We start from the raw sequence: 5,482 nt of genomic DNA on the forward strand, positions 1-5,482 counted from the left end.
CTTTTAAACGGATTTTCATCAGGCACCTCAAAATCGAGGGTCAGCTCTCCGCTGGCGCGCGCCTCCGCCATGTACCGAAAGGCGTTTACCGACATGCGCATCAGGTGATCACCGGCTTTGACCGGCGGGTACTTTGCCACCGTATCAGGGGTGCGGAATTTTTCAAACGGCTCGACGACCGCGTGATAATCGAGCCCGAAAAAGAGCGGAAAGGAATAGCGTTCGTGACCGATGTTATTGACCCGGTGCTGGGTCGATCTGAACTGTCCGCCGGACCATGTCTCAAAAATGTCCCCGATGTTCACTATAAAGCAGCCAGGGATCGGGTCTGCCTCAATCCAGACATCATCGGCGTTCATGACCTGCAGCCCGGGCGCGCCCTGCAGCAGGATCGTGAAACACTCAAAATCGGAATGGGCATCGATGCCAACCGTGTCTTTGTTGGCGGGCATGTCGTTCTCGATATAGCGCAGCAGGCGCAGCTGTGACGTCGGATTGGTGATGTGCTGCGTAAGCTCGGCAGGATCAACGCCAAGCTCGATGGCCAGCGCATCCAGCATCTGCATTCCCAGATCAAAGACCGCATCGTAATAACCGGACACCGTTTCCTTCCAGCCCGGGATATCGGGCCAGATGTTCGGTCCGGTCATGCGCCAGCCGGCGAGGTGATCGGGGTGATCGGCGGGCGCCTCATAGGACATATCCCAGGCTTCGTTGAAATTTATCCGTTTCGGGAAATCCGTACCGTTTTCCTCCAGCGGTACGTAGCCACGGTGATGCGTGGTAAATCCTGACCAGTATTTCATCTTAAAGGCGCGGGGCTTTTCGTGGAATGTGCGCGACGCGGCAAACATCTTTTCCACCAGTTCCGCCGGTACGCCATGGTTGGTGATATAGAAAAAGCCCGAAGTGCGCGCCGCTTCGCCCAGTGCGCGGGCGACGGCTTCCTTATCTGCGCGCTTGCCGGTCCGAAGCCCGCCCAGATCGATGACCGGCAGCTGCGCCTGATCAATTTTCATCGCGGTCTGATCGGCAGTGAGTGTCGTGCTCATGGAGTGCTCCCCGGTGTAAAATGCGAATGTTGACCAATCGTCGCGCGGCACCGGCGCGCGCGGCAAGTCAGATCGCAACGGCGCCGTCTTTCTTTCGCCCCATGCTGAAAATTGCTGCGCAGCAGGGCCGCACTGCTTCATTTTTGACCAAACTCTCCCGGGAATGCGCTGCGGCGCAGAAAACCGGGCCCTCTGCGCCGTCGGATATGAATGAATGTTTAACAGAGCAGGTCTGCCTGCATCTCGTGCCATGCCCGCAATCACTCAGGGTCGTGAACCGCAAAAGAAAAAACAGGGGAATATAAAAATGACAAAACTGAACCGACGTACGCTTCTGAAATCCACCGCCGGCATGGGTGGCCTCGCCGCTGTCGGCAGTGTTCTCGGCACACCGCTGATCGCACAGAGCCGCAGCCTCAAGGTCGGCTCTTATGGCGGCTACTTTGAGAACAGCTTCAAGGAATTCGTCTATCCGGCATTCACCGAAGCCACCGGCATCACCATCGAAAGTGTCACGCAGCCGAACTCCGCAGACTGGCTGGTCACCATGCAGCAGGCATCCGCTGCGGGCTCAGTGCCCACGGATCTGTCACTTTATGCGCGCGATGCACTGATCAAGTCCTCGCGGATCGGCGAGCTGGTCTCGCCGCTTGATATGACCAACATTCCTGCAGCCTCGAATATGGAGGAAGATTTCCTCTATGAGGACAGCACCGGTGTGATCGGTGTGGGCGCCATGGCCTGGTTCACCTCGATGGTCGTGAACCCCGATGAGGTGGACACCCCCGCATCCTGGGTCGACTTCTGGGACAGCAGCCGCTTTGAGAGCAGCCTGGGGCTCAGCAAGCTGATCAGCGGCAACCTGCTCGACATTATCGCGGCGACGTATTTTGAGGGAGCGGGCACCTTTGACACCAATGAGGGCATCCTTGCCATGGTCGAAAAAGCCGGTGAGCTGAAGCCAAATGTGGCGCTTTGGTGGACTGCCGAGAGCCAGATGGAGCAATCGATGAAAAACGGTGACGTGGTCGGCGGCATGTATTTCCATGACGTGGCACAGCTGATGGCTGCGGACGGCTTCCCGATCCGTTCAACCTTCCCCAAAGAGGGCAACCCCATCGGGTATGGCTCCTGGTGCCTCTCGGCGCTCTCGGAAAAGGCCGATGAAGCGGCGGAGTTCATCAACTTCTCCTCGGATCCCGCGACCCAGGCGCTGATGTCACGCAAGATCGGAACAGCGCCCCTCGTGGCCCAGTCAAAAACCGATCTTACGGATGAAGAGTTCTCGTTTGTGTCAGGCACGCCGGCCATTCAGCCTGCCTATGAGGCTTATCTCGATAACGAGACCTTCATCAAGGAAGCCTGGGACAAGATGCTGGCATCCGCCTGAGTGCCATGGACAATCTGACCCTTCATAAGGTCCGCAAAGACTACGGAAAGGTCCGCGCCGTCGAAGGCGTGGACCTGACATTTAACCACGGTGAGCTCACTGCACTGCTGGGACCCTCGGGCTGCGGAAAAACTACGCTGCTGCGACTCATTGCGGGGCTGGAAGACCCTACCGCTGGCAAGATCATGCTGGGCCCGCGCGACCTGACCCGCCAGGCTGCCCATCAGCGCAAATTCGGCATGGTTTTCCAGAACTTCGCGCTCTTTCCTCATCTGAATGTACGCGAGAACGTCTGTTATGCGCTGACCATCGCGGGCGTGCCGAAAGCGCAGGCGCATGAAACCGCGGCGCGGCTGCTGGATCTGGTACAGCTTACGCCCTTCGGCGACCGGGCCATCGGCGCACTATCGGGTGGCCAGCGCCAGCGGGTGGCCATTGCGCGCGCGCTCGCTCAGGAACCGGAGGTTTTTCTGCTCGACGAGCCGATGTCAGCGCTCGATGCCAACCTGCGCGAAGCGATGCAGGTGGAACTGCGCATGCTGCAGCAGAGGCTGGGCATCACCACGGTCGTCGTGACACATGACCAGCGAGAGGCCATGACCATGGCCGATAATATCGTTGTGATGTCGGACGGGCGTGTCGAGCAGACTGGAGCGCCGCAGGATATTTATCACAAGCCGGGCAACCCCTTTGTCGCCAACTTCATCGGGCGCGCGAATTTCTTTGAAGGTGTGATGCGGGGTGGCCGGATCACGGCAGGCAGCCTTTCCCTGGAGGCCGGCACGCGGAAATACCTCGACGGCTCGCCGGTCACCGTGGTGATCCGCCCCGAAAAGGCCTGCCTCGATGAAGTAATGCCCGAGGGCAACCGGGTGCCGGCAGAGGTCATTTTTGTGCGCGACGTGGGCCCCACGCGTGACATTCATCTCGACACGCCCCTGGGTCCGATGGTGGTGGAATACGCCATCGGCGAAGGTGCGCGCGCTTTTACACGTGGGCAGAAAACCGAAGTGCACCTGCCGGCGGGCGGTCTCTATATCTACCCTTCCGACAAGGCCCGGGCCGTCGCATGAGTGCGGTCGATCCCCCCACCCTTGCCTCCTCCGAGACAAGTGGCAGATCGCGCAGATCCATCATGCGCCCCGATCTTTTTCAGGCAGTCCTCTGGGCCCTTATCCTGACGCTGTGTGTAGTGCCTTTTGTTCTGGTGATTGTCATTTCTTTCGGTCAGAAAATCGAAGGCGCAGCCTGGGCTTTTGGCTTTACCGGCGCAAATTACCAGCGGTTTTTCGTCGGCGCCTCCTGGCCTGAAAGCACGACGTTTCTTTACCTCAACCGGCTTTGGTATTCGGTATATTACGCGGTAATCGCCGCAGTGCTGGCCGTGCTGACGGCCTTTCCCTTTACATGGTTCATGACCCGCATGAGCCGTGCGGCCCAAAGCCGCTGGCTCGTGTTCCTTCTTGCCACGCTGTCGCTTTCAGAAGTGTTCATCGTCATGGGCTGGGACATTCTGCTCTCCAACCGCTCCGGCCTGCCGATGGTGCTGCGCGAAACCGGCGTGACGGACTGGCTCAAGGTGACGGGCTGGTTTGATGTGCTGCGCGAATGGGGCATGGCCAATCCGCGAAATGTAAAATTCAAGACCTCCGAATTTGCGACCATTCTGACCATGTCCTATCTGGTCTGGCCCTATGCGGTGATCCTGCTCTATCCCGCACTGTCGCGGCTTGATCCGTCGATGACGGAAGCCGCACGCACCATGGGGGCCGGTCCCTGGACGGTGATGCGCACCGTGGTCCTGCCCAGCGTTCGGCTTCCGCTCATCGGGACGCTCTTTTTGCTCTTTGTCTTCCTGCTCGGCGTCTATGTCTCGGTCACGGTCTTTGCCGAGCCCGCCAAACAGACGCTGGCGGTATCGGTCTATGAGGCCGTGCGCGGCTCTACGCTTAACGCGCCCTTCGGAGCGGCTCAGGCGGTTATCCTGCTGATCACAGGCGGAATCTGCCTCTGGCTGGGGCAGATCCTCGTGAACCGCAAGGGGGTCACGGCATGAAGATTTTTGCCCATGGGTTCATGGCCCTTGCAGCCTTCGTGATCGTGCTGCCCATTCTGGTGGTGTGCGCTTCTGCGCTCAACGGCGGACGCTCCATGCTCTTTCCGCCGCAGGATCCTACGCTCACGCGCTTTGCGGAGTTTTTCCTGCATGAACCTGTCTGGCGCAACGCGCTTGTGAATTCGGTCATCATCGCTTTCGGCAGCGCGGCCCTGGCCGTGCTGATCGCCTGGCCTGTGGCCTATGGGGTGTGGAAACGCCGAAGCGCGGCCTCCAAACTGCTGGCGGGTCTGGGTGCCATGCCGTTCGCGCTGCCGCCCATCGTCTTCGGTGTGGGCCTTGGCTTTATGTGGGGGTTTTCGGGCGGCCTGGGAAATATCTGGTCGGGCGTCATCAGTCATGCGGTGCTCTTTATGGCGCTGCCGCTGGTCACGATCTCCATCGGGCTGCAATCGATCGACGAGGCGCATCTGGACGCCGCAGCCACCATGGGTGCCACGCCCGCCACCACCTTTCGCACGATCATCCTGCCGCAGATGGTGCCCTATACCCTCTCGGGATTTTTCTTTGCCCTGGTGCTCAGTTTCAACGAATTCATCGTCATGTTCTTTGTCTCCGCCTCCGGATACGCTACCGTGACGCTGCAGATTTTCAACTCACTGCGCAACGGGTTCACACCCACCATGGCGGTGGCCGCGATTACCTTTATTCTGGTCTCGGTAATCGTCTTCTCTGCCGTGGCGCGGTTCGGAGATCTGCCGCGCCTGATGGGCGCAGACCCTTCGCGCAAATAACAAAAAAGGAAATCCCATGCCCCGCCAGCCCCTGATCGTAGGCAACCCGGTCCTGATGGTGATCGACATCCAGAAATCCGCGTTTCAGACCATGAAAAACCGTCCTATACCGCATATGCCAGGCTGGCAGGAGAATATCGCCCGCGCCCGGTCGGTTGTTGATGCCGCCCATGACAACGATATTCCGGTG

Annotated in this window: 5 protein-coding genes; 4 read left to right on the forward strand and 1 reads right to left on the reverse strand. The window is 59.3% G+C overall.

Annotated elements, in window-relative coordinates:
* Window positions 1-1,052: 2-oxoglutarate and iron-dependent oxygenase domain-containing protein (locus Q0M35_RS17000; RefSeq protein ID WP_295317455.1), on the reverse strand; the 1,052-nt coding region annotated here is incomplete at its 3' end.
* Between the two features lie 307 nt (window positions 1,053-1,359).
* On the opposite strand from Q0M35_RS17000, the gene Q0M35_RS17005 reads away from it, so the two are divergent.
* From Q0M35_RS17005 to Q0M35_RS17020, 4 genes are read left to right on the forward strand one after another with little or no spacing between them, the layout of a single operon-like run.
* The gene (locus Q0M35_RS17005) at window positions 1,360-2,442 is read left to right on the forward strand and encodes an extracellular solute-binding protein (protein WP_295317456.1); all 1,083 of its coding nucleotides are present in this window, start codon (window positions 1,360-1,362) and stop codon (window positions 2,440-2,442) included.
* Between the two features lie 5 nt (window positions 2,443-2,447).
* Window positions 2,448-3,515, forward strand: a complete 1,068-nt coding sequence (locus Q0M35_RS17010) for an ABC transporter ATP-binding protein (protein ID WP_295317457.1) — start codon at window positions 2,448-2,450, stop codon at window positions 3,513-3,515.
* Window positions 3,512-4,498, forward strand: coding sequence for an ABC transporter permease subunit (locus tag Q0M35_RS17015; protein WP_295317458.1), 987 nt, complete (start codon window positions 3,512-3,514; stop codon window positions 4,496-4,498). The genes Q0M35_RS17010 and Q0M35_RS17015 overlap by 4 nt, the downstream gene beginning before the upstream one ends.
* Complete coding sequence (locus Q0M35_RS17020; RefSeq protein ID WP_295317459.1) at window positions 4,495-5,292, forward strand: ABC transporter permease; 798 nt, start codon at window positions 4,495-4,497, stop codon at window positions 5,290-5,292. Before Q0M35_RS17015 ends, Q0M35_RS17020 begins: the two co-directional genes overlap by 4 nt.
* Window positions 5,293-5,482: the final 190 nt, after the last annotated feature.

Source organism: Roseobacter sp., assembly GCF_024639605.1.
Taxonomy (GTDB): domain Bacteria; phylum Pseudomonadota; class Alphaproteobacteria; order Rhodobacterales; family Rhodobacteraceae; genus Roseobacter.